The organism is Nocardia sp. NPDC057440 (assembly GCF_042802915.1).
Taxonomy (GTDB): Bacteria; Actinomycetota; Actinomycetes; order Mycobacteriales; family Mycobacteriaceae; genus Nocardia.
Window position 1 is genome coordinate 55,051 of the sequence record NZ_JBHVDF010000024.1, and the last position, 21,603, is coordinate 76,653.

Genomic DNA, 21,603 nt, shown 5'->3' on the forward strand with positions numbered 1-21,603 from the left:
ATGTCGAAACAACTGCACCTCAACGCCTTTCTGATGTCCACAGGGCACCATGAGGCGTCCTGGCGCCTACCGGAATCGGATCCGCACGCGAACATCAAGATCGGCAACTACGTCCGGCTGGCCCAGATCGCCGAACGCGGCAAGTTGGATTCCATCTTCTTCGCCGACGGCCCAGTGCTTTTCGGCGACACCGGCCGCCGCCCCGCCGGAAAACTGGACCCGCTGGTGCTGCTGTCGGCCATTGCCGTGCAGACCTCCCGCATCGGTCTCATCGCCACCGCCTCCACCAGCTACAACTCACCGTTCAATCTGGCGCGCCGGTTCTCCTCCATCGACTGGGTGTCCGACGGCCGGGTCGGCTGGAATATCGTCACCACCGCGGGCGCGGACGCGGCCCGCAATTTCGGTCTCGACGACACTCCCGATCACAAAGTGCGGTATGAGAAGGCCGCTGAATTCGTGGAGGTCGCAACGAAACTCTGGGACAGCTGGGATGACGACGCGGTGCTGGCCGACAAGGAGGGCGGTGTACACACCGATCCGGACAAGGTCCGCAAGATCGACCACGAGGGCCAGTTCTTCAAAGTGCAGGGTCCGCTGAATGTGCCGCGTTCGCCGCAGGCGTATCCCGTTCTGGTGCAGGCCGGTTCGTCGGAGGACGGTAAGGCGTTCGCGGCTCGCTACGCCGAGGCCATCTTCACCGCGCAGCAGACCATCGAGGCAGGCATCGAGTTCTACAACGACGTCAAGCGGCGAGCGGTCGAGCTGGGACGAGACCCGGAGACCGTGAAGGTTCTGCCCGGTATCGTGCCCGTCATCGGTGACACGCAGGAGCATGCCCGGGAGCTGGACGCAGAATTGGAACGGCTGATTTCCCCCGAGTACGCCAAGCGTCAACTGGCGCGCACCTGGGGCCTTCCGGTGGAGGATCTCGACCTGGACAGCGAACTGCCCGACGATCTGCCCACCGAGGACGAGATCGAAGGCGCCAAGAGCCGATTCACCCTCATCGTGAATCTCGCTCGGCACGAGCGGCTTACGCTGCGCCAGCTGATCGGGCGGCTGGGCGGCGGACGCGGCCACCACACCTTCGCGGGCACCGCCGAGCAGGTGGCCGACGAGATCGAGTTGTGGTTCACCCGCGGTGCGGCCGACGGGTTCAACATCATGCCCGCCGTGCTGCCGTCGGGTCTGGAAAGGTTCGTCGACGAGGTGGTGCCGATTCTGCAGCGGCGCGGGCTGTTCCGCACCGACTACACCGAGGCCACGCTGCGTGGGCATTACGGGCTCGCGCGTCCCGCCAACCAGTACGCGCCAGCGCTGGTGACCGCCGGATGAGTTCGAACTCCGGCTGTTCAGGCGGCACCACCTCGGATGGGGTGGTGCCGCCGGCTTCCGCCCCATCCGCCGGGTGGATTCGATATCTCGTGCGCCGCTGCGTCGTCCATCGGCGGACGGTGATTATTGCCGCCGTCGCCTCGGTACTGGCTTCGGCGCTGACCGCAGTGCTGCCGCTGATCGTGCGGCATGTGGTCGACACGCTCACCATTACCGCGGCATCGGTACTGCCCTGGGTGGCACTGCTTCTCGTGATGGGCGGCATTCGGTTCGGGGCGGGATTCTCTCGCCGCACCGCCTCCTCGCGCTTATCCCTCGACGTCCAGCACGATCTGCGTCGCGACCTGTTCGCCGCGCTGCTGCGGCTGAACGGGCGGCAGCGAGCGAGTCTCTACACCGGGCAGGTGGTCAGCCGCGCCATCACCGATGTGACGCTGATTCAGATGTTCCTGCAACTGGTTCCGCTGGTTGCCGGAAACATTGTGCTGCTGGTGGTGTCGTTGGCACTGATGGCGACCATGTCGCCTTTGCTCACCGCGATCGCGCTGCTGGTGATACCGGCGCTGTGGGTGGTCACCGTGCGCAGCCAGCGGGAACTGTTCCCGGCCAACTGGGATGCCCAGGCTCGGGCCGCCGAGGTCGCCATGCGAGTGGAGGCCGCGGTGACCGGCGTGCGGGTGGTGAAGGGATTCGGCCAGGAATCCCACGAGCTGAGTGGGCTGGAGGCCACGGCGCGGGACCTGTATCGGTCACGGCTGCGGATAGCCAGGATCACCAGCCGGTTCACTCCGACTATGCAGGCGATTCCGGCGGCAGGGCAGGCACTGGTGCTGATCGTCGGTGGGCTACTCGCGCTGCGGCAGTCCATTACGCTCGGGACGTTTCTGGCGTTCATGACCTATCTCGGGTCGTTTGTCCATCCGATCCGCATGTTCTCCATGCTGCTCACGGTGAGCCAGCAAGGGAAAGCATCGCTCGACCGGGTACGGGAGGTGGTCGAGGCCCCCGTTCCGGCCGAGGCCACTGCCGCCGGAAGCGACGCGGCCGCGAATTGGGTGGATTCCGGCCGAAAGCATGCCGGAATGGCGGAGGGGCGCATCGAATTCCAGGGCGTTCGTTTCAGTTTCGGCGGGCAACCGGCCGTCCTCGATGGGCTGGATCTCGTCGTCGAACCCGGCGAAACCCTGGCGATCGCCGGCGCGGCAGGCTCCGGTAAATCGATTCTCGTGCAGTTGCTGCCGCGACTGTTCGATCCGGATGCCGGGCGAATCCTTGTGGACGGCACCGATATCCGGGAATTTCCCGGCCTGCGCGGCCAGGTGGCGATGGTGTTCGAGGACACTGCGCTTATGGCGGATACGGTGCGCGCCAACGTGTCCTACGGCCGCCCCGACGCCACCGACGGCCAGGTGTGGCACGCGTTGCGCCTGGCCGCTGCCGACGAATTCGTCGCCGCACTGCCCGAAGGCCTCGACACCGTCATCGGAGAACGCGGGCAGCGGCTATCCGGTGGGCAGCGCCAGCGTCTGGCGTTGGCGCGGGCACTCATCACCGACGCACCGATCCTGGTGCTCGATGACGCCACCTCCGCCATCGACGCGCAGGTGGAGGAGCTGATCTTCGGCCGCATCGCCGCCGAAGTGCAGCGGCGCACCACCATCGTTGTGGCGCACCGTATTTCGACGCTCGCGCTGGCGGATCGAGTCGCGGTACTCGATGGCGGGCAGATCACCGAGCTCGGCACACTGCGAGAACTGCAGAGCTCCGGCGAACTGTTCCGTACCTTGTTCACCCCGCCGGATCCGGGCAGTATCGTGGCCGACCTGGACCCGGCCGCCGAGTCGGTGCCCACCGCCGGACTGTGGGTGTCCACCGAAACCGAGGGCGACGAAACCCGTGCCCTCGAGCAGATGGCCAAAGCGTTCTCCCAGCGTGCGGCCGGTTCCCCCGGACCAATGGGCGCGCAGATGGGTGGCGGCATGATGTCCAGCGCGCCGCCAAGCGGGGACATCCGGGCCCTGATCGACGGGCTTCCGCCAGTCACCGGTGAACCTGATGTGCCGCAGTCGTTTTCGCACACCCCGGATACAGCCTTCAGTCTCCCGCGACTGTTGCGGCCGTTCGCGCTGTCGCTGCTGGCCGGACTGGGACTTGTCGCTCTCGACGCGTCGGCACAGATCGTCATACCCTTCCTGGTCCGTCACGGCATCGACCACGGTGTGCTGGCCGGTGCGCGTGATGTCCTGTTCGTCGCCGCCGGGGCGGCCCTCACCGTGGTCGCTGTGGATTGGGCCATCACCGTGGCGCAGGTCCGGGTGACCGGACGGGCCGGGGAACGTCTGCTGTACGGCCTGCGCGTGAAGGTCTTCGCGCATCTGCAGCGCCTCGGTTTGCAGTTCTACGAGCGAGAACTGGCCGGGCGCATCATGACTCGAATGATCAGCGATGTCGACGGCCTGTCACAGTTCCTGCAGGCCGGGTTGGCCGTCGCCCTCACCAGCACCCTCACCATCGGCGGAGTGGTGGTGGCGCTCGTGGCCATCGACGCCGGGTTGGCTCTGGTGGTGCTGGCCTTGATGCCGGTGCTGCTGGTGGCGACAGTGTGGTTCCGCCGGGCCTCGGTGCCGGCCTACAATCTCGCGCGCGAACAGATCAGCGTCACCAACGCCTACCTGCAGGAGAACGTCGACACCATCGCCGTCACCCAGGCTTACCGGCGGGAAGCGGTGAATCAGCGCGAATTCGAGCGCCGCTCCTGGGGTTACCGCAACGCGCGGCTGCGCAGCCAGACCCTGATGGCGATCTTCTTCCCGTTCGTCGAGATCATGTCGGTGATCGGCACCGCTCTCGTGCTCGCTGTCGGTGTGCACCAGGTGCGGGATAACGCCCTCACCGCAGGCACTTTGATCGCTTTTCTGCTCTATATCGATCTGCTGTTCTCGCCGATCCAGCAGCTGTCCCAGGTGTTCGACAGCTACCAGCAGGCGGTAGTCGGCGTGGAACGCCTGGCGACCCTGATGCGGGAACCGGTCACGACACCCGACGCGGTCGACGCCCAGCCGGTGGACAGCCTGGCCGGTGAAATCGAATTCCAGGGAGTGGGTTTCGCCTATGACGCGAACGGCAAACGCGCGCTGTCCGGGATCGATCTGCACATCGGCCCCGGCCAGAAGGTGGCGGTTGTCGGCGAAACCGGTGCAGGCAAATCCACGGTAGTGAAACTCCTTGCCCGCCTGTATGACACCACCGAAGGCGCGGTCCTCGTCGACGGTATCGACATCCGCCGCTACCGTCTCCGCGATTACCGCAAACGACTCGGCGTCGTCCCCCAAGAACCGTTCCTGTTCGGCGACACGGTGCACGCGGCCATCGCCTACGGCAAACCTGACGCCACACCCGCCGAAATCGAATGGGCCGCACGAGCGGTCGGTGCCCACGAAATGATCGCTGCCCTCGATCACGGCTACCGCCAACCTATCGGCGCCCACGGCGCCGGCCTCTCCGCCGGCCAACGCCAACTCCTGGCACTGGCTCGCGCCCAACTAGTAGATCCGGACATCCTCATCCTCGATGAAGCCACCGCGTCCCTCGACCTCGCCACCGACGCCCGCGTCCGCGCCGCCGTCGACGTCCTCACCACCGGCCGCACCACCATCGTCGTCGCCCACCGCCTGGCCACCGCCGCCGATGCCGACCTCATCCTCGTAGTCGGCCGAGGCCGCCTCCTCCAAACCGGCCGCCACGACCAGCTGCTCGCCACCGACGGCCCATACCGCCGCCTCTGGGCGGCCTACGTGGGCGAGGAGGCCACGAGCCATGCAGGGACCTGAGTCCACCCAAGGCGATCCAGGAGCTGCGAGCACTGAGCGCGTCCACCGCGATCTATATGTCGAGGTTGTCGACGTTCGGCGAGTTGAGCAGCCGGCGACTCCACGGAGGGGGAACGGCTACTGAAGGAAGGAGCGGGTGTCGGCAAATGTCTATCGACTGCTCGGCCGAACCGGACTGTGGGTATCCGAGTTAATCCGCCGCCGCCGTCAGCTTCCGGACATCATCGCGGCGATGTCGCGGCGCGAGCCGACGCCGAGTTTGGCGAGGATGTTGGAGACGTGGGACTGAATAGTCCTGCGGGACAGGAACATCTGGGCGGCGATATCGGAGTTGGAGAAGCCTTCGGCCACTAGGGCGGCTACCTTGCGTTCGGTGTCGGTCAGGGCAGCGCGGCCGGTTTTGGGGCGGTTGCGCGGGCCGCGCACGCCGCGGCGAATTCCATACGGGCGCATGCGCGCGACCGCGCGGGCGGTATCCCAGGATGCGCCCAGGCCGGTGTAGAGCTCGACCGCGGCATCAAGGGCGCTGCGGGCATCCGAACCACGCCCATCCGCGGCGAACAATACGGCCGCATTCTCGTGTGCCTGCGCCTCATAAAGCGGTCGTCCCGCCTGTCGGAAGTCGGCGGCGGCCGTGCGTAGGACGGCGGGGTCGCGCTCGGCGATGCCGCGACACAGCAGGGCAGTGCCGGTGCGAGCCGCCGTCGGCTGGCGCCGAGCCTGCTCTGCGGAGGCCGCCACCACCGAACGCATCGCGTCGTCGTCACCGACATCGGCGGCGAGGCGAGCGATATCAGGGAAGATGTAATACAGCGTGGGCGCGGTCAAACCGTCGGCGAGGCGCTGGTGCGCGTCAACGAGCAGATCCAGTGCGCCGCGCGGATCGCCACGGGTCACGAGAATCAGGGCCTTGACCCACGGATAGAACTGGCCGTAACCACTGCTGCCCAGTTGGTCGTTCGGTGCTGGAATGCTGTCCGGATCCGGCAGGAAGGTGCCGCGGTGGACACCGATCAGCGCGGACAGGCTGTGCAGGATCGGGGTGTATCCGAAGGCGTCGGGCACCGACTGGCCCGAAGTGCATTCGACGATCGCATCGTCCCAGCGTCCGTCCAAGACGTACAGCCGCGCTTTGGCGACCAGACACGCGCCCAGATAGACACCGTGGATCCGGCGACTGTGCCCGATCGCCTTGTGCAGCACGGCTTCCGCGTCGGCGAGCCGATCGAGCTCGATCAAGCAGTGTGCGTTGAGCACATAGGGATCGAACTGGTCGGAACCGAATCCGTTCTCGAAGACGGCCAGGATTCGACTGCTCAGTTCCAGTGCCTCGTCGAGATAGCCATGGGTGTAGCGCACCGCTCCAACGGTCAATAGTCCGTATCCGCTCGCGAGTGGATTCTCGGTGGCCTCCCCGATCGCCAGCGCCTGCGCACCCGCCGCCTCCGCCGCGTCGAACCGACCGAGGAAGAAATTGTTCAAGCCGCTCATCCCGTGGAATCGGCCCGCTTCTTCGACCGCGAGATTCGGTGTGGCCAGTGCTTTTTCGGCAACGGCAACGACCTCGCGCAGATCGCCGCGGGCATGGCACGCCTGCATCAGCAACCACCGGAGCTCGACATCATCGTCCGGTCGGTTCAGCAGCGCCGTGCGCACCAGGGCTTCGGCCTCGGCCGCGCGGCCGTTCCAGAGCAGCGCTTGGGCGTGCAGCCGCACCAGTATCGGACGTATGCCGAGGTCCGCGGTACCGGCCGCGCGCGCCAACAGCGGCACCGCGAGTTCGGGTGCGCGCACGATCAACTTGTCGGCCACCGTGACCAGCCAGTCGAGAGTGGGTTTGTCGAGCTCGTCCTCCCCGCCCAACAGGTAGTACGCGATCCGCTCGATGGGTGCGTCCGTCGCCAGCAGGATCTGTCCAGCCCGGCGCAGCAACCCCGCACGCAACGAATCGGGCAGCTGATCGGCGAGCACCTGCCGGATCAGATCGTGCCGGAAGACCACTTCGGAGTCGGCACGGGTGAGTAGTCCACCGTCCGTCGCCTCGGTGACCACATTCCAGATTTCCAGAATCGGACTGTCCAGCACCGCGGCCAGTTCCGCGACGTACACCGTCGGCCCCAGTGCGGCGGCCATGAGAAGCACTTGCCGCGCCGACCGTGACAGGGATTCCAGCCGCTGCGCAATCGCCCCCGCCAGTGTCGCGGAGGGACGGTCATCATCAACCAGTACGGTTGGATCGGCGGTATCCGCGACCACCGTGATCGCCTCGTCACGCAACAGGGAGGACACCAATTCCGTGATGTAGAGCGGATTTCCGCCCGCACCGACCACCTGACGCATCAGGCCCGGCCCCGGAATCGCACCGACCAGCTGCCTGACCAGTTCCGCCGCGGCCGATTCGGACAGCGCGCCGAGCCGAAGCATCGGCGCACGTCGTTCCACGAGTTCGGCCATCAACGCGACGAATCCGGGGTCTCTGGGCAGCGGACGCGCCGCCAGCATCAGCAGTAGCGGCAGCTCGTTCACCACGCCGCTGAGGCGGTGCAGCACCGCCAAACTCTGCCAATCCGCCCAATGCACATCGTCGATGACCAACGCGACCGGGCCGGCGGCACACCAGGTATCGACCAGATCGAGGATCGCCTCGGTGATCGCGAACTCGTGCGTCGCCGCACCGTCGCCGACCCGATCCCCGCTACGCAGCAGCGCACGGACCGGATCGGATCCGCGCTCGCTGCCCAGCCACGAGCACACGGCCGCGAACGGCACCTGCCGCTGCAATTCCCGCGCGGCTCCTCGGCGCACACTCAGACCATCGTCCGCATGCCGGGCGACGGCAGCTTCGAGTAGCGCGGTCTTGCCGATACCGGGCTCCCCCTCGACGAGCACCACCGCCCCTTCCCCCGCGGCGGCGCGCCGACCTAACGACACCACACGCTCGACCTCCGCATCGCGACCGACGAGAACAGAGGTGAGGGAGTCCTGCACGAAGGGGATCCTATGCGCCCACACGACATTAAGCACAACGCACAACGCCCGGTCAACACGATATCCGACCCGGCAGATGCGGATATTCCGGCCCGCTATGACGGATGTTCCCGCCGCGCGGCTGCCCTAGGGTCTCCGATGACGACGGCTCACCACCCGGAACCGACCGGGTACAGCGCATCCGCTGTGCCGCCGAGCAGAGGAGAACCGTTGCAGTCCGAGACATCCACCCAACACCCCACACTCGCGGTGGTGCGAGGAATCACCCGCATCGGTGGTCAGATCGCGCGGGAAGCGATCACCCGTCCACAGGTCAAGCATGCGGCCGATGTACCGGTGACCGGTCGAGAATTGACCACCGATTGGCTGACCGCGGTGCTGTGCTGCGAGCATCCGGGTGCGGTGGTCGAGGCGTTCGACATCGGGGCTCAGAGCAGCGGCACCTCGACCAGGTGGAAATTTGCCGTCACCTACAACGAGATCGGTCAGGTCGCGGGCCTGCCGGAAAACCTCTTCGCGAAGACGACCGCGGACTTCAAACAGCGGCTCACCCTCGACCTGGCCGGAATACTGCATGGTGAACCCGGCTTCTTCAAACACCTACGTCCCAACCTCGATATCGAAGCCCCGCGTGGCTATCACAGCGCGGTCGACGGCCGGTCGGGGCGCTCCATCTCACTGCTCGAGGACATCGTCAGCACCAAGGGCGCCAGCTTCTGCACGCCGAGCACCCCGATCGGACGCGCGCAGATCGAGGATCTGCTGCGCACCATGGCAACCTGGCACGCCCGATACTGGGACGACGACGGGCTCCCGCTGCACCCGTGGCTCAAGCCGCCGCGGGCGCATTTCGCCAATCTCGACCGGTTGATCGGCATGTCCAAACGGGCGCGGGTCGGGGCCCGGCGCGCGGCCTCGGTCCTGCCCGAAGTGCTTCCCGTCCAACATGATCGGCTGTACCGCGCGCTGGAACGCTCGCTCGAGATCGCCAGCACCGGACCACAGACCTTCCTGCACGGCGACAGTCATATCGGCAATACCTACGTCACCGCGGCAGGCCGGATGGGTTTCACCGATTGGCAGGTCGTGCTGCGCGGCAGCTGGGCCTACGACTTCGCCTATGTGGTCGGCTCCGGCCTGGCGGTGGCCGACCGCCGGGCTTGGGAACGCGACCTACTCACCGTCTACCTCGAACGACTCGCGGCCTGCGGCGCTGCGGCACCCGACTACGACACGGCCTGGCTGGCCTACCGTCAGCAGGCGTTGTATCCGTACTTCATCTGGCTGGCGACCATCGGCCACAGCGCCATTCAGCCGAAGTACCAGCCCGATGAGGTCTGTCTCGGCATCATCGAGCGCACCGCGACGGCCGTGCTCGACCTCGATGCCGCCGGAGCCGTCGAGGCGGCCGGATGAGGCCGTCCGGAGTGACGACCTGGCTGAGGTGCTCACCCCGTACCAGCGACGTCATCGGAACCTGCTGGGTGCGCGCGGCGAGCATGTTTCCTGACCAGCGCCGAGGCCCGCTCATGTCGGGTTGCGAAAGTCCGTGTTGCTCGGCGCCCCCGGGAGGTCCGCTCGGTACTGCCCAGGGGTTTTCCCGAACCACCGCCGACACGATCGGTTGAGGGTGCTCTGTTCGGCATAGCCGAGCAGGCCGGCAATCTGGCTGAGATGCAACCTCGGTTCGGCGAGGTACCTCGCCGCATGGTCGCGACGCTCCCGTTCGATGAGGTCCTGACATCGCACACCCTCCGCGGCCAGGCGCCGTTGCAGCGTGCGCGGATGCATCGAGAGTTGGTCGGCGATGAGCTCCGCGCTGCATTGGCCGGTGGGCAGCAGACGACGGGTCAGTTCCGCCACGCGATCGGACAGCGCCGCGGTGCTCGGCAGATAGTGGGACTCCAGATACTTCGTGGCGATGCGCCTGGTCTCCGGGTCCGCACTGTCGATGCGGCGGTCGGCCAGATCCAGGGGTAGCTCGAACCCGCACCACGTTTGCCCGAACAGCACACGGCAACCCAGCACTTCGTCGTAGGCGGCGTCCGGGCCCAGTTGGTCGTGCATGAACGAGATCACGCGGGGGCGCGCCTGCGGTCCGCCCAGAAGGCGAATCATGCGTACGCCGTTGGCCATGCTCAGCTCGTAACCCTGGGGCACGTCGGAGAGACCCGGTTCTGTCACCTCGAAGGTGAACTGGAGGTCGGTCTCCTCGGTGCGCTGGTCGACCGTCAGCCTCAAGGCGGGGGAATGGACATACAGGTAGCGCGCGATCGCCTCCAGCCCGCCCAACAGCGTCTGAGCGTTGCGCGCGATCACTGCGATCGGTCCGAGGATGTCCAGACCCTGCCAGCGTGAGAGGCGAAGTCCGAAGTCCGGGCAACCCGTATCGGCGGCGCTGGCTTCGAGCATGCGTACGAACGCCTCGAACGAGACGAACGCGTCCTCTTGGTCTTCGATACCCGACGGGATGTGGAAGCGCGCCAGGAACGGCGCCGGGTCCGCGCCGAGTTCCCGCATGAGGTCTTCGTACCCCCACAGGTTCGTGGCACGGATCAGGCTGCCCATCGGAGCCACCCCCTTGTGTCGGGAAATGATAAAAGTATGTCGGAAAGTGTCAAGACGTGTGACGTGGCACACGGCCACTCTGTTTCTACGACGTTCGGCGAACGCAGCACCAGAAACAAGAGGAAGCCATGAGTACGAAACATTTCGACATCCTGATCATCGGTGCCGGGCTGTCCGGCATCGGTACGGCTTGTCAGGTGACAGCCGAATTCCCGAACAAGACCATCGCCGTGCTTGAGCGGCGGACCCGGATGGGCGGCACCTGGGATCTGTTCCGCTACCCGGGTATTCGTTCCGACTCCGACATGTTCACGTTCGGGTACAAGTTCCGTCCGTGGCACGATTCGAAGGTGCTCGCGGACGGCGCGTCGATCCGCGAGTACATTGCCGACACCGCAAGGGAGTACGGCATCGATCAGAAGGTCCACTACGGCGTGAAGATCGTCGCCGCGGACTGGTCGACGACCGCGGGCCGCTGGAGCGTGACGGCATTGCATGAGGCGACGGGGGAGACCCGCACCTATAGCTGCGGCTTCCTCGTCAGCTGCACCGGCTACTACAACTACGACGCGGGCTACCTACCCACGTTCCCCGGCGTGGACCGGTTCCAGGGTCGGTGTGTTCACCCTCAGCATTGGCCGGAAGACCTGGACTACACCGGTAAGAAGGTCGTCGTGATCGGCAGTGGCGCCACAGCCGTCACCCTGGTCCCGTCGATGGCCGACGACGCGGACCACGTGACCATGTTGCAGCGCTCCCCGTCCTACATCTTCTCGGTGCCGGCCCTCGACAAGATCTCCCAGGTCCTGGGTCGATTCCTCCCGGACAAATGGGTGTACTCGTTCGCGCGAAAGCGCAACATCGGCATCCAGCGTGGGCTCTATCTGGCTTGCCGTCGCTGGCCCGGTCAGATGCGCCGACTTCTGCTCTGGCAGGTCCGGCGCCAGGTCGGCCCTTCCTTCGACATGAGCCATTTCACCCCGAACTACATGCCGTGGGACGAGCGGTTGTGCGCTGTGCCGGATGGCAATCTCTTCAAGGTTCTGGCATCCGGTGAGGCATCGGTCGTCACCGATCACATCCAGACCTTCACCGAGACCGGCATCCTGCTGAAGTCGGGGCGGGAGCTGGAGGCGGACATCATCGTCACAGCCACCGGCCTGAACATCCAGATGTTGGGTGGGATGAAGCTTTCCGTGGACGGCGAGGCGCGGGAGTTGCACGACCAGATGACCTACAAGGGTGTACTCGTGGAGAGCATTCCCAATCTGGCCTGGGTTTTCGGATACACCAACGCGCCGTGGACCCTGAAGTCCGATATCGCAGGCGCCTACCTGTGCCGATTGTTCAAGCACATGGACGACACCGGCCACTCGGTGGCAACTCCCACCGATCTCGAGGACTCCGCGCTGGACGTCGGCATGCTCGACCAGTTGCAGTCCGGTTACGTGCAGCGCGCCAAGGAAACCTTGCCTCGACAGGGATCCAAGGAACCGTGGAAGGTGCTCATGCACTACGAGAAGGACTCCAAGATGCTCCTGGAAGACCCCATCCAAGACGGCCTGCTGCGGTTCGAGGAACTGGTCTGAGCAAGCCTGGCATGCCAACGCATTTCGCCACCGATCACGCCATCCGCTGAACAGGCAACCACAGCTTCTTCGAGAGTTCATCATGAAAATCAATCGTCGTATCATCCGGGCCTGCCTCCGCAGCTCGCGACCGCTGTTCGCGTCCGGCCGCGTTTCCATCGGTGCGAAGCGCCGAATGGTCGAGATGCTTACCGCTACCGCACGCCCTCCGAAGGACACACGCTTCGAGCGCGTCACCATCGCAGGCGTCCCCATCGAGCGGGTGCGGACAGCGCACGCGGGAACCGATGGGACTCTGATCTACCTCCATGGCGGCGGTTACGCCCTCGGCAGCGCAAAGGGCTATCGCGGCCTGGTCGCGCACCTCGCCGCAGCGGCTGGGATGACCGCTGTGATCCCGGACTACTCCCGCGCACCGGAAGCTCGGTATCCGAGGGCTCTCGAGGAAATGGCGGCGGTCTATGCCCGGCTACTCGAAACCGGACTCGACCCGAAAACTACGGTCATCGCCGGTGATTCCGCTGGCGGCGGACTGACACTGGCGCTCGCGATGGCACTGCGCGAGCGCGGAATCGCTGCCCCGGCCGCACTCGGTCTGATCTGCCCCTGGGCCGACCTCGCGATCGACATCGACGGGTCGCGACGTATTCTGCGGGATCCCCTCATCCTTCCGTCCATGACGGCCGAATGGGCCCCGCGCTATGCCGGCAACCTCGATCCGAGGCTGCCGGGCATCTCCCCGGTATACGGCGACATGACCGGCCTGCCGCCGATCGTCATGCAGACTGCCGGCGACGATCCGATCTCTGTCGACGCGGACAAGATCGAAACAGCCGTCGCCGCCGCGACGGGCATTGTCGACCATCGCCGGTTCGACAACCTCTGGCACGACTTCCACCTTCAGGTCAGCGTCCTCGCCGAAGCAGGCGAGGCGGTAACCGACCTCGGCGCGAAACTGCGCACTCACGTCCTTTCTCGTGGTACCTCGGAGATTCACGCCGATGATGCAAAGGTTGTAGTCGAATGAGCCGATTCGAGGGCAAAGTCGCCGTCATCACCGGGGCCGGATCCGGCATCGGCAGAGCCCTAGCCCTCGATCTCGCGAAGAGGGGAGCAAAGCTTGCCCTCTCCGACATCGATACCGCAGGACTTGCCGAAACCGTGCGCCAGACCAAAGCGCTCAGCGCGGACGTCAAATCCGACCGGCTCGATGTCGCCGAACGGGAGGCCGTGCTGACGTACGCCGATGGCGTCGTGGCACATTTCGGCACGGTCAACCAGATCTACAACAACGCCGGCATCGCTTACAACGGCAATGTCGAGAAGTCCGAGTTCAAGGACATCGAGCGGATCATGGACATCGACTTCTGGGGCGTCGTCAATGGAACCAAAGCCTTTCTGCCGCATCTGATCGCATCCGAGGATGGACACGTCGTCAACATCTCGAGCTTGTTCGGGCTGATCGCCGTTCCCGGTCAGAGCGCCTACAACGCGGCGAAGTTCGCTGTGCGCGGCTTTACCGAAGCACTGCGCCAGGAAATGTTGATCGCCGAGCACCCGGTCAAGGTGACGTGTGTGCATCCCGGAGGTATCAAGACCGCGGTCGCCCGTAACGCGAGCGTCGCCGAGGACGAGGACGCGCAGACGTTTGCGGAGTTCTTCGACAAATGGTTGGCGATCCATTCACCGGAAATGGCCGCGGCGACGATTCTCAACGGAGTCCGCAGGGGCAATGCTCGGATAGTGATCGGCTGGGAGGCAAAGGCCCTTGATGTGCTGGCTCGAATCAGCGGGTCGTCATATCAGCGGATCATGGCGACGGGTTTTGCGACCTTCATGCCATGGGCGAGTAACCGAAACCGCGGGCAACGCATGTAGGTCGATGGGGGTGGGGGTAGGTGGATGACGGAGTCGGATCGGGGAAGCGGAACTGGCCGCCGGGGGTCGTGGTGGCCACGGAGGTCGGACAATGCCCGGTAGGCCCTCACCTGAGCCCGGATGTGCTGCAGCGGCACTGCTCGCAATCGTTGGCACTTCGATGGAGGCCATGATGGGTTGATGACGCGAAGCGATGATGACTTGGGGTCGGCAGGGGCGGGTGGAGCGCTCCCGGCCGGTGCGGTGATGGCCGTTGCCGCTGCCGCACCCGCGGTACGACAGATCCGGGTGCTCGCATTGAACACGTGGCACAGCGGCAGCAAAATCTCCCATGGGATTCAGCTGATCACCGATCTCATCATCTCGACACAGGCCTCGATCGTGCTGCTCTCGGAGGCAACCGAGGCGACCACGGCCGTTGCGGCCGAACTAGAGCGGCGGGGGCACGAGTTCAACGCCGTCTCCTCGCACGACACGGGAATTCTGTCGGTGTTTCCGGTCCAGGACAGTGCCGATCTGCACTGGATGGTCAAAGCGCGGTTGAACATCGACGGAAAGCGCCTCACTGTCTACTCCGCGCATCTGGAGTACCGCTGGTATGCCTCCAACCTGCCCCGAGGGCACGGACCCGGAGCGCCAGCGCCGGGCGAGTTCGCCGAGCACGAGTGGAACAAGCTGCCGGACGGCCCAGTCACCGACCTTGCCTTGATCCAGCGCGTCAACGCGGCCTCGGGCCGCCCCGAGGTCATCAGCAACTTTCTCGCCGACGCGAAAGCCGAGATCGCCGAAGGGTCTTCGGTCATCATGGGTGGCGACCTGAACGAGCCGTCCCTGCTGGATTGGACGCCCGCCACCGCGAACTTGTTCGACCACAACGGTGTGGTGCAGGCGTGGGAGACCACTCGACGCCTGCAACAAGCCGGTTTCGTCGATGCCTACCGATCGATGTATCCGGACCCGGCCACCCATCCCGGACTCACCTGGCCCTCGGACAACGTCGATGTGGATGTCTGCGAGCTCGCCTGGGCTCCTGAGGCCGATGAACGCGACCGCGTCGACTACATCTTCGCTCATGGTGCCGCGCTGTGCCTGTCTGCCGTCGGCATCATCGGCCCGCGCGGGTCCATCGTGCGCGGTACCCGACGGCAAGAACCCACCCAGGACAATTTCCTCGCCTCGCCAGCGCAGTGGGGCAGCGACCACAAAGGCATCTTCGCGACGTACCAACTCACCGACTGACAGAGAGGATGGGGGTGTACGCCTCCGATGAGAGGTCGTGGCGCGTTAGGTGCTCTACGGCAGACTTCGGAGTGCGCCGACGCGGAAACTGCGTCTTTGCGCTTCTGCGGCAGGCGGTGGACCAGATCACCTCGGTACTGCACAACAGGGGCTGCCTGCTACTGCTTGCCGTGGTGCTCCTCATCCCCCTCGGTTTCCTGTTTTGTGAAAGAGCCGTCAATATTTTGTCGGGTATGTCGGATGCCTCGCCATCCCAGTGGGAGTTGTACGCGGCCGGTTCGGATATCGCCGATGAGTTGCGCGTAGCCTTCGCGGACCTCACCGAGATGGACCCACGCCGAGTGCCGAAGCTCCTCGCAGTCGGCGTGCAGCACCGTCCACCACGCCTCGGCGTAGGTCTTCGCGACGTGACTGATCACCTCACCGAAGGAGTGAGTGTGGCGGCGGGCGCACCGGCTATGGCGGACATAGAACACCGCCCAAGAGTTGATCTTGTCGATGACCTTCGCGATATCCGCATGGAGGGCGGCCTCGGTGACGTCGGGTGGACGCCGCCGCGGATTCACAACCGCCGAAATCAGGGCGGCGTGTAGATCGCCCAGTTCTCTCGCCCACGCGATCAGCGGCAACGGCTCGACGAGCCGACCGGCGATCGCGGCCAATAGTTGATCCGGCGAGAGCAGAGATCCCGCATCCGCCGCCGGATCCTCCTGTGCCGCCGCCATACCCGCGTCCATGGGGGTCACATGTCCTTGATCGCGGGCCGGCGCTTCAGGCGGGCCCGATGGTCCTTCGTCGCCGGGCTGTCACAGTCGAGGCGGGTTTCTAGCGAATCATGTTGTGTGGCTGAGAAGTTCGTTGCCAACGACGACCATGTGGTGGACCTCGCCGAGGTTGTCTGCTCGGACTCAGGGGCCGTAACGTGGTGGATGGCGACCATCTGGCAGTGAGGGCTCATAGCGCGGGGTGACCACCCGCCGCGGCTGGTGACGACGTAGTAGTCGCCGCCTCGGGCGATGCGCGTCGAGATGTTGGCGCCACGGTCAGAGAGGCAGGTCATGTGAAGCGCAGATCGGATCGTGCCGTCGAACCTGTGCGTGGGCGGTGGTTGCTGATGGCCGTAGGTGCCGGACCGCGCGAGCAGTTCGACATTGTCGGTGTGAGCAGCAAGCGAGGGCTATGGACGGTCATGTCGGTCGGCGGTGCGAACCCCGGGTCGGCGGGGACGGCACCGTGGTCGCTACATGTAGTGCGCAGATTCCACAGGCCGCGGAAGATGGTCCGGGCGTGGAGATCTGAGGCTCGTCGTTCGATCGCGGCCTCGGCTGGGTAGGCGTGTTGTTGCATATTTGATGGCTCGAATGTAGATGAATGATTGATGCGGTGAGTACGCTGCTGTGACTCGGCGCACAATGCTAATACTGACTGCGCGCTCAGTCAATGACTGGTTGAGTAGTCGGTGGACGCTGGAGTATGCGGGAAATGTGGACGAGGAGGGGTGGTATCGGTGAGTAGGCGTTCGGCTGAGCCGGGCAAGTCGGGTGCGATTCTCGAAGTCTTCACGCGCCATGTTGCCGAGAAGGGCTACGACGGAACCAGCTTCAGTGGTGTTGCCAGTGAGCTGGGCATTTCACAAGGCTTGATCGTGCATCATTACGGCACGAAGGCGCGGCTGCTGGAAGCTCTGCATATTTCCTATATGCGGCAGCGGATCGATGAGGCAGAGCGCATCGTGTCGGCGTTTTCTACGCCGACCGAACGGCTGGCAGGGCTGTTGCACGCGTCCTTGCTCTATCAGGTGCATGATCGAAATCGGACTATCGCGTTCCAGCGCGAGGTCGCGCGGTTCGCCGAGCAGGATGAGAGTTCCGAGGGCCGGAAGCTGCGACGGCATTACATCGGAATCATGCACGGCCTGCTCGATGCGGGCATTGCTTCGGGTGAGTTCCGGCCTGTCGATCGAAGTATCCGGAGTCTGCTCATCTTCGGTGCCGCGCAATGGGCGTGGACGTGGTTCGAGCCAGAAGGTCGTAAATCTGCCGAGCAGGTCGGTGCTGAACTGGTAGATCTCACTCTTGGATCTCTGCTGGTAAATCGGAGATCGTTGCCGCGTCTCAGCGACCCCGACGGCCCGCTTGTCGCCGCGGTGATCAAGATCATCACCGCCGCAGAAGGGACGCCGAAAGAACTGTCGGACAGATGACCATGTTTCCGGAGAGCGGTTCGGGGGCAGGGCACGCCGGGCTCCGCTCGAGGAGAACAACATAGCTGTCTCCTTGCTGAATATCCCGCGTTTTAGATGCGCAGCAGGAAGTAAGCGGCGGTTCCCGAGCCGATGACGGCGCCGCCGTAGCAAGCCAGGCTGATCGACGCGCTGAACTGCTCGAGCCGCAAGCCGTCGTACAGCGTGTACCGCAACCGGTGTGCCGAATGGAATAGAGCCAGCACACAGAGTCCGAAAAGGACCAGCCGGGTGACGGGGTGACGCAACACCGAGAGCAGGTATGCGTAGTCGGGCGTGGGAAGCCAGCCCAGTGGGAAGGCGAGGCCGAACAGGAACAGCAGTACCGGTATGAGCAGTGCGGTGGCCATCCCGCCGATGCTGAACAGCAGCCACATCAACGGTTCCAGGGATCTCCTTTTCGTCATCGCAGCACCACCCACAGCGTGATCGCCGTCAGTAGACCCCAGAGCAGATAGTGCAGCCCAAGGATCACGGCCGGTGCGACGCGCCGGTTCCGCACGCGGACCACTATGGCCTTCGGCGCGAGGTTGAACCAGGTGACCGTGTGCAGAAGCACAAACAGCAGGGCGATGCCGTTGAGTGCAAGCATCCACGGGTGGGCGCTCCGGCTCAGAAACCGCTGGTACTCCTCGCTTCCGGAACTGACCGCGTTGACCAGAAGCAGGAGATATACCACGAACCAGGCGACGAACACGCTGCTGAGTTCGCGCAGGACGAAGATCAGGTATGAGCGGCGTCGCACCCACCAGAACCTGGAGATCGGCTTTCGGTACAACCGGGGTGTCGTGGTCATCGTGCCCGCCAAGGCATGAGGAAATCTCGGAGCGATTGCGTCGCCGCGGTCAGCTTGTAGCGTTGGATCGCGCCTGCCGGGTCGACCCCCTTGGGGCAGGCGGTGGTGCACTCGCCGACAAAGGTGCAGGACCATACTCCCTCGGCGGACGCGAGCACGTCCCGCCGATCTTCGGCTCCCTCATCGCGGGAGTCGAGGTTGTAGCGTTGGGCCAGCGCGATCGCCGCCGGACCGAGGAACGCGGGCTGGACGGCGTAGACAGGACAAGCCGAGTAGCAGAGCATGCAGTTGATACACATGCTGTATTTCTGGTAGTCATCCATTTCGGACGGTGTTTGCAGGTACTCACCGTCTTCGAGTGGCCGGTGTTCCGTCCTGATCAGCCATGGCTCGACCTCGGTCAGCTTGTGCATGAAGTCGCTGATCTCTATGACGAGATCCCGGATCACCGGGAAGTTGCGCAATGGCTCGACCCGCACCGGCCCCGGCGCGTAGTCGGTCAGGAAAGTGGCGCAGCTCAGTTGCGGATCTCCGTTGATGGTCATGCCGCAGCTGCCGCAGATACCCATCCGGCACGACCACCGGTACGACACCGTTCCGTCGAGGTAGTCCTTGATGTAGTTGAGGCCGTCGAGCACCGTCCATTCCTTGCGCAGCGGAACTTCGTACGTCTGCAGTACCGGTTCGTCCTCTTGATCCGGTCGGTAGCGCGCGACCCGCAGGGTTATCCGGTCCACCATCGTCATCACCTCCCGTATACGCGTTCGCCGGGAGGCCAGCGAGTAATCGTCACCGGGAGGTACGAGACGCGGCCCGAGCCGTCCGGCCGGCGGTGGATCATCGAATGGGCCAGGAATCGCTGGTCGTTCCTGGCGGGGAAATCGGTCCGTTGGTGCGCGCCCCGAGATTCCTCTCGCGCCAGCGCGCAGGCGACGATGCATTCCGCCACATCGAGCATGCACGACAGCTCCAACACTGCCGCCAGTTCGGTGTTGAACGCCCGGCTGTGGTCATCGAGGCAAACACCGCCGAACCGATCGCGAAGCTCGCGCAACTTGTCGGTCGCCTCGGCGAGGGAGTCGCCGTCCCGGTAGATCCCGGCACTGGTCTCCAGCGTTTCTTGCATCTCCGTGCGGATGTGTGCGATGCGTTCGGATCCCTCGACGTGTCGTGTGAGGTCCCGTTCCAGCCGGTCCTGTTCGGCGCGTCCGCGCGCCAGGACCGCCGAGGTCTGGCCAGTCGTGGCCGAGCTAACGTACTCGGCGGCGGCACGACCGGCTCGCGCGCCGAAGACCAGCAACTCGGGGAGGGAGTTCGACCCGAGCCGGTTGGCGCCGTTGATGCTGACGCAGGCGACCTCTCCGACGGCGTACAGGCCCTCCAGGGGTGTCGCGCCATGGATGTCGGTGTGGATGCCGCCCATCATGTAGTGGACGACGGGGCGTACCGGGATCAGTTCCCGGACCGGGTCGATGTTCTGGTACTTCGAGCACAGCTCGCGCACGAACGGAAGTTTCGTGTCGATGAGATCCGCACCCAGGTGGCGTATGTCGAGGTGGACGACGTGTCCGTACGGTGTGCCGATGGTCCGGCCCTTGTCGAGTTCGTGTACGAACGCCTGCGACAGCCGGTCGCGTGGCCCGAGTTCCATGCTTCGCATCACCGGCGCCGGTGATGGCGTCCCGAGGTCGTAATCCTGCAAGTAGCGGTAACCGTCCTTGTTGAGCAGCCAGCCGCCCTCCGCGCGCGCTGCCTCGGTGATCAAGATGCCCGTGAACGGAAGGCCGGTCGGGTGGTACTGGACGAATTCCATGTCCTTGAGTGGCGCGCCTGCCCGGTAAGCCAACGCCATACCGTCGCCGGTGTTGATATTGGCGTTGGTGGTGAACGGATACACTCGGCCGCAGCCACCGGTGCACACGATGACAGCGCCGGCGAGAATGGTTTCGACGCGTCCGGTCGCCAGTTCTATGGCTACGATTCCGCACACCTTGCCGTCGTCGACGAGCAATGTTGTGACGAACCATTCGTCGTACCTGACGATGTCCTGATAGGACAGTGTGGTCTGGAACAGGGTGTGCAGCAAGTGAAAACCGGTCTTGTCGGCTGCGAACCAGGTGCGATTGTTCGTCATGCCGCCGAACGCCCGTACCGCGATGTGCCCGTCCGGCCGACGGCTCCATGGGCAGCCCCAATGCTCCAGCCGGAGCAGCTCCCGTGGTGCTTCCTCGACGAAGGCCTCGACAGCGTCTTGGTCGCAGAGCCAATCGCTGCCGGAGACCGTGTCGTATGCATGCTCGTCCACGCTGTCGCCGGGACCGGCGACTCCGGCGGCGCCACCCTCGGCGGAGACGGTGTGGCTGCGCATCGGATAGACCTTGGAAACGATCGCGATACTCAACCGCGGGTTGTGTTCCGCGATGGCGATGGCCGCACGCAGGCCCGCGCCGCCCCCGCCAACGATCACGACGTCGTGAGAAGCGGTCATGGTGGCACCACCTGGGCGTCGTCGGTCAAGCCTCGAAGTCGGCGCTGTGCTCGTCCATCAGGACCTTGCCGTTATGGCGGACGATTCTGATCCGAATGCTGCCGTCGTGGAATATGTGCCGAATCCGGCGGCAGCCACAGTCGTAGCGCAGATCGTCAATGACCAGGCCCGCGTCGTCGTCTTCGCGGTGGCGAGCCCCGTCCCTCAGCTTCCCGCACGGGGCGCGTTCCCTGCTGAATTGTTCGGTGGCGCTGAGCATCTGCACCTCCCGGCGAACCGGCGGCACACCCTACTGATCGGTGTAGGCACATAAGCGTACTCGCCTTGCGTCGAGGCTGCAGGAGGCGTTCTGGTGCTGGATTCGACTGCGGCGACCCGGCTGGCGGCGAAGAGCCAGTACGAGCCCGGGGTGCTCCCGTCGCTGGCGAAAGCCCTGGACGGCAAACTGCCGGCCGCCCGTCACACGGACCGATGCGGGATGCCCGGGCTGGTTACCGCGGACGCAAGACCCCGAAACGGCGCGCCCGCCGCCGTCGCCAGTTCCCATGCGAGCCGCGGGGGGCCGGGGGGGGGGGCCCGGGGCCGCACGCGCACCCCCCCCGGGGGGGCATAGAGCAGAAAACAATTTGGTGAACCGCCCCCGCCCA

16 protein-coding genes are annotated in these 21,603 nt (G+C 65.1%); 8 read left to right on the forward strand and 8 right to left on the reverse strand.

The window, feature by feature from the left end:
* Entirely contained in the window at nucleotides 1–1,338 is a 1,338-nt protein-coding gene (locus tag ACFU4Z_RS33420; protein ID WP_379071419.1) for an LLM class flavin-dependent oxidoreductase, read from the forward strand.
* A complete protein-coding gene (locus ACFU4Z_RS33425) occupies nucleotides 1,335–5,168 on the forward strand; it encodes an ABC transporter ATP-binding protein (protein WP_379071422.1) in 3,834 nt (1,277 codons plus the stop codon). The genes ACFU4Z_RS33420 and ACFU4Z_RS33425 overlap by 4 nt, the downstream gene beginning before the upstream one ends.
* A gap of 207 nt (nucleotides 5,169–5,375) precedes the next feature.
* Here the strand turns inward: ACFU4Z_RS33425 and ACFU4Z_RS33430 are convergent, their stop codons facing one another.
* Nucleotides 5,376–8,156 carry an AAA family ATPase gene (locus tag ACFU4Z_RS33430; protein ID WP_379071425.1) on the reverse strand — a complete coding sequence of 927 codons (2,781 nt, stop codon included), beginning with the start codon at nucleotides 8,154–8,156 and terminating at the stop codon, nucleotides 5,376–5,378.
* 210 nt (nucleotides 8,157–8,366) lie between these two features.
* Between ACFU4Z_RS33430 and ACFU4Z_RS33435 the strand changes: the two genes are divergently transcribed.
* Entirely contained in the window at nucleotides 8,367–9,572 is a 1,206-nt protein-coding gene (locus ACFU4Z_RS33435; protein WP_379071428.1) for an aminoglycoside phosphotransferase family protein, read from the forward strand.
* 111 nt (nucleotides 9,573–9,683) lie between these two features.
* On the opposite strand, the gene ACFU4Z_RS33440 is transcribed toward ACFU4Z_RS33435, so the two are convergent.
* Entirely contained in the window at nucleotides 9,684–10,724 is a 1,041-nt protein-coding gene (locus tag ACFU4Z_RS33440) for an AraC family transcriptional regulator (protein ID WP_379071431.1), read from the reverse strand.
* A 128-nt stretch (nucleotides 10,725–10,852) separates the two neighbouring features.
* Here ACFU4Z_RS33440 and ACFU4Z_RS33445 point away from each other — a divergent pair, with 128 nt between their 5' ends.
* The 4 genes from ACFU4Z_RS33445 to ACFU4Z_RS33460 all read left to right on the forward strand — a co-directional run bounded on the left by ACFU4Z_RS33445 (nucleotide 10,853) and on the right by ACFU4Z_RS33460 (nucleotide 15,430).
* A complete protein-coding gene (locus ACFU4Z_RS33445; RefSeq protein WP_379071434.1) occupies nucleotides 10,853–12,313 on the forward strand; it encodes a flavin-containing monooxygenase in 1,461 nt (486 codons plus the stop codon).
* Nucleotides 12,314–12,395: 82 nt separating this feature from the next.
* Complete coding sequence (locus tag ACFU4Z_RS33450) at nucleotides 12,396–13,340, forward strand: alpha/beta hydrolase (protein ID WP_379071437.1); 945 nt, start codon at nucleotides 12,396–12,398, stop codon at nucleotides 13,338–13,340.
* The gene (locus ACFU4Z_RS33455) at nucleotides 13,337–14,191 is read left to right on the forward strand and encodes an SDR family NAD(P)-dependent oxidoreductase (protein WP_379071440.1); all 855 of its coding nucleotides are present in this window, start codon (nucleotides 13,337–13,339) and stop codon (nucleotides 14,189–14,191) included. Before ACFU4Z_RS33450 ends, ACFU4Z_RS33455 begins: the two co-directional genes overlap by 4 nt.
* A 180-nt stretch (nucleotides 14,192–14,371) precedes the next feature.
* Nucleotides 14,372–15,430: an endonuclease/exonuclease/phosphatase family protein gene (locus ACFU4Z_RS33460; RefSeq protein WP_379071443.1), complete on the forward strand. Its 1,059-nt coding sequence runs from the start codon at nucleotides 14,372–14,374 to the stop codon at nucleotides 15,428–15,430.
* 158 nt (nucleotides 15,431–15,588) lie between these two features.
* On the opposite strand, the gene ACFU4Z_RS33465 is transcribed toward ACFU4Z_RS33460, so the two are convergent.
* Entirely contained in the window at nucleotides 15,589–16,176 is a 588-nt protein-coding gene (locus tag ACFU4Z_RS33465) for a hypothetical protein (protein WP_379071445.1), read from the reverse strand.
* A 761-nt stretch (nucleotides 16,177–16,937) separates the two neighbouring features.
* Between ACFU4Z_RS33465 and ACFU4Z_RS33470 the strand changes: the two genes are divergently transcribed.
* Nucleotides 16,938–17,633 carry a TetR/AcrR family transcriptional regulator gene (locus tag ACFU4Z_RS33470; RefSeq protein WP_379071447.1) on the forward strand — a complete coding sequence of 232 codons (696 nt, stop codon included), beginning with the start codon at nucleotides 16,938–16,940 and terminating at the stop codon, nucleotides 17,631–17,633.
* A gap of 92 nt (nucleotides 17,634–17,725) precedes the next feature.
* Here ACFU4Z_RS33470 and frdD read toward each other — a convergent pair whose 3' ends face one another.
* From frdD to ACFU4Z_RS33495, 5 genes are read right to left on the reverse strand one after another with little or no spacing between them, the layout of a single operon-like run.
* A complete protein-coding gene (frdD, locus tag ACFU4Z_RS33475) occupies nucleotides 17,726–18,079 on the reverse strand; it encodes a fumarate reductase subunit FrdD (RefSeq protein WP_379071450.1) in 354 nt (117 codons plus the stop codon).
* Nucleotides 18,076–18,468 carry a fumarate reductase subunit C gene (locus tag ACFU4Z_RS33480; protein WP_379071453.1) on the reverse strand — a complete coding sequence of 131 codons (393 nt, stop codon included), beginning with the start codon at nucleotides 18,466–18,468 and terminating at the stop codon, nucleotides 18,076–18,078. Before ACFU4Z_RS33480 ends, frdD begins: the two co-directional genes overlap by 4 nt.
* A complete protein-coding gene (sdhB, locus tag ACFU4Z_RS33485) occupies nucleotides 18,465–19,208 on the reverse strand; it encodes a succinate dehydrogenase iron-sulfur subunit (RefSeq protein ID WP_379071456.1) in 744 nt (247 codons plus the stop codon). The genes ACFU4Z_RS33480 and sdhB overlap by 4 nt, the downstream gene beginning before the upstream one ends.
* 5 nt (nucleotides 19,209–19,213) lie before the next feature.
* On the reverse strand, nucleotides 19,214–20,956 hold the full coding sequence (frdA, locus tag ACFU4Z_RS33490) for a fumarate reductase (quinol) flavoprotein subunit (protein ID WP_379071459.1): 1,743 nt from the start codon (nucleotides 20,954–20,956) through the stop codon (nucleotides 19,214–19,216).
* Between the two features lie 25 nt (nucleotides 20,957–20,981).
* Nucleotides 20,982–21,215 carry a hypothetical protein gene (locus ACFU4Z_RS33495; protein WP_379071462.1) on the reverse strand — a complete coding sequence of 78 codons (234 nt, stop codon included), beginning with the start codon at nucleotides 21,213–21,215 and terminating at the stop codon, nucleotides 20,982–20,984.
* Nucleotides 21,216–21,603: the final 388 nt, after the last annotated feature.